Raw genomic sequence first — 2,607 nt, 5'->3', positions numbered from 1 at the left:
CGCAGCTGCGCCTGCAGCTCGGCGCTGAGCACCAGGGTGCTGCAGGCGCAGGGGCCGGGGTCGGCGGCGCCGCAGTGGAAGCGGCCGCCGCAGCGCGGGCAGGTGTCGTCCAGCGCCGCGGCTGGCCCGGGCGCGGGCGTGGGCCGCGCCGCGGGGTCAGGCACTGAACAGGCCCTTGTGCTGCTCGCGCAGCAGGTTCTTCTGCACCTTGCCCATGGTGTTGCGCGGCAGTTCGTCCACCACGAACAGCTGCTTGGGCACCTTGAAGTTGGCGATGCGCTGCTTCAGCGCGGTGATGATGCCGGCGCCGTCCAGCGTGGCGCCGGCGCGGGGCACCACCACGGCCACCACGGCTTCGCCGAAGTCGGGGTGCGGCACGCCGATCACCGCGCTCTCGGTCACGCCAGGCATCTCGTTGATCACGCCTTCCACCTCGGCCGGGTACACGTTGTAGCCGCCGCTGATCACCAGATCCTTGCTGCGGCCGACGATGGTGACGTAGCCACGCTCGTCCACCTTGCCCACGTCGCCGGTCTTGAACCAGCCGTCGGCGGTGAACTCTTCCTTCGTCTTCTCGGGCATGCGCCAGTAGCCCACGAACACGTTGGGGCCCTTGACCTGGATGCCGCCGATCTCGCCCACCGGCAGCGGCTGGCCCTGGTCGTCGTGCACGCGCAGGCCCACGCCCGGCAGCGGAAAGCCCACGGTGCCGCCGCGGCGGTCGCCATCTTTCGCGTGGTAGGGGTTGGAGGTGAGCATGGCGGTTTCGCTCATGCCGTAGCGCTCGACGATGGTGTGGCCGGTGCGATTGCGCCACTCGTTGAAGGTCTCGATCAGCAGCGGCGCCGAGCCGGCCAGGAAAAGGCGCATGCGCGCGCAGCTGTCGCGGTTGACCGCCGGCTCGGCCAGCAGCCGCACGTACAGCGTGGGCACGCCCATGAACACCGTGGCTTCGGGCAGGCGCGCGGCCACGGCGCGGGGGTCGAATTTCGAGAACCAGATCATCTTCGCGCCGGCCAGCAGCGCGCCGTGCGAAGCCACGAACAGGCCGTGCACATGGAAGATGGGCAGCGCATGGATCAGCACGTCGTCGGCGCGCCAGCCCCAGTAGGCATGCAGCGTCTGCGCGTTGGACAGCAGGTTGCCATGCGTCAGCATCGCGCCCTTGCTGCGGCCGGTGGTGCCGCTGGTGTACAGGATGGCCGCCAGCTCGTCGGCGCTGCGCTGCGCCGGCTCGTGCTGCACCGGCTGGTGGTAGGCCCGTTCCAGCAGCGTACCGGTGCGGTCTTCGTTCAGCGTGAACACATGCTGCGTGCCGGCCTGGAAGGCGATCTTGCTGACCCAGCCGAAGTTCTTGCCCGAGCACACCACCACGCTGGGCTCGGCATTGCCGATGAAGTACTCGATCTCGCTGCTCTGGTAGGCGGTGTTCAGCGGCAGGTACACGTAGCCCGCCCGCAGCACGCCCAGGTACAGCATCAGCGCCTCGACGCTTTTTTCCGTCTGCACCGCCACGCGCGCGCCGGCCGGCAGCGCCAGCGACTGCAGCAGGTTGGCGATCATCGCGGTGGCATGGTCGATGTCGCGCCATGTATAGACAAGCCGCTCGGGCGAGTCGGCCGTCTCGATGGCCGGCGCGTCCAGATCGGCCGGAAACGCCGCGCGCAGCGCGGCAAACAGGTTGTCGTTCTTCATCGTGGGGGTGCGGGCTGTGCGGTGGGGTCAGTCGAGCTTGGCGCCGGAAGCCTTGACCACTTCGCCCCAGCGCTTGATCTCGGAACCGACGAATTTACCGAAGGCGTCGCCCCACAGGTCGGGCGTGTTGGTGCCCAGGCCCGTCCAGGTGGTCTTCAGCTCCTCGGAATTCAGGGCCTTGCGCATCTCGGCCTGCATGCGTTCGATGGCTTCCTTGGGCGTGCCCTTGGGCGCCCACAGACCGTACCAGGTGGCCACCTGGTAGCTGGGCACGCCGCCTTCCACCGAGGTGGGCAGGTCGGGAAAGCCCGGCGCCCGCTTGTCCGAGGCCACGGCGATGGCCTTGATGCGCCCGCCCTTGATGTGCGAGGCCGAGGAGCCCAGGCCGTCGAAGGCCATGTCCACCTGGCCGGCGATCAGGTCCTGCAGCAGCGGCCCGGCGCCCCGATAAGGGATGTGGGTGATGAAGGTCTTGGTCTGCAGCTTGAACAGCTCGCCGGCCATGTGGTGCGAGGTGCCGTTGCCGGCCGAACCGTAGTTCACCTTGCCCGGGTTCTTGCGCAGGAAGTCCAGCAGCTCGGGCAGCGTGTTGGCCTTGATCTTGGACGGGTTGACCACGATGACCTGCGGCACGCTGGAAATCAGCCCCACGGGGATGAAGTCGGTCTCCAGGTTGTAGTCGAGCTTGGGGTACATCGCCGGGGCGATGGAGTGGTGCACCGCACCCATGAAGAAGTTGTAGCCGTCGGGCGCCGCGCGGGCCGCCACGCTGGCGCCCAGCGTGCCGCCGGCACCGCCCTTGTTGTCGATGATGAACTGGTGGCCGGTGTTCTTGGTCATCATCGCGAACAGCGGGCGCGCGAAGGCATCGGTGCCGCCGCCGGGCGGGAAGGGCACGACGATGGTCACCGG

Annotated in this window: 3 protein-coding genes; all 3 read right to left on the bottom strand. The window is 68.6% G+C overall.

Annotated features, from left to right (window positions below):
- Positions 1-164 (bottom strand): cysteine-rich CWC family protein (locus tag ABNT58_RS20410; RefSeq protein ID WP_348755252.1); only part of this gene is annotated, 164 nt, incomplete at its 3' end.
- Positions 157-1,695: a malonyl-CoA synthase gene (locus ABNT58_RS20405; RefSeq protein ID WP_348755251.1), complete on the bottom strand. Its 1,539-nt coding sequence runs from the start codon at positions 1,693-1,695 to the stop codon at positions 157-159. The genes ABNT58_RS20410 and ABNT58_RS20405, both read right to left, overlap by 8 nt.
- A 27-nt stretch (positions 1,696-1,722) precedes the next feature.
- Positions 1,723-2,607 (bottom strand): tripartite tricarboxylate transporter substrate binding protein (locus tag ABNT58_RS20400; RefSeq protein ID WP_348755250.1); only part of this gene is annotated, 885 nt, incomplete at its 5' end.

Origin of the sequence: uncultured Aquincola sp. (genome assembly GCF_964001545.1) — a bacterium.
GTDB lineage: Bacteria > Pseudomonadota > Gammaproteobacteria > Burkholderiales > Burkholderiaceae_C > Aquincola.
Note: the sequence above shows the minus strand (reverse complement) of the source record. Positions and strands in the feature narration are given on the sequence as shown.

Bases quoted from the DNA above. Each gene is read 5' to 3' on its own strand.
- ABNT58_RS20405 (WP_348755251.1), bottom strand. From the start codon at position 1,695: ATGAAGAACGACAACCTGTTTGCCGCGCTGCGCGCGGCGTTTCCGGCC.